The organism is Erwinia sp. PME.40.26/001, from assembly GCF_055556675.1.
This window is the reverse complement of record NZ_JBVHNP010000075.1, coordinates 1-316: the sequence shown is the minus strand read 5'-3', so window position 1 is coordinate 316 and position 316 is coordinate 1. Positions and strand designations below refer to the sequence as shown.

Annotated in this window: 1 protein-coding gene; it reads left to right on the top strand. The window is 68.4% G+C overall.

Annotated features, from left to right (window positions below):
- Positions 1-316 (top strand): hypothetical protein (locus tag ACZ3HG_RS23290; RefSeq protein ID WP_465334690.1); only part of this gene is annotated, 316 nt, incomplete at both ends.

Genomic DNA, 316 nt, shown 5'->3' with positions numbered 1-316 from the left:
CGGTGAGGCCGTCGGCATCATCGCGGCCCAGTCGATCGGTGAGCCCGGTACCCAGCTGACGATGCGTACCTTCCACACCGGTGGTTCCGCGTCGGCCGACGACATCACGCAGGGTCTGCCCCGCGTGCAGGAGCTGTTCGAGGCCCGTACCCCCAAGGGTGCGTCGCCGATCGCCGAGGCCGACGGCCGCATCACGATCGACGAGACCGAGAAGGCCAAGAAGGTCATCCTCACGCCCGACAACGGCGACGAGCCGGTGGTGTACCCGGTCCTGAAGCGTGCGACCCTCCTCGTCGAGGACGGCCAGCACGTCAAG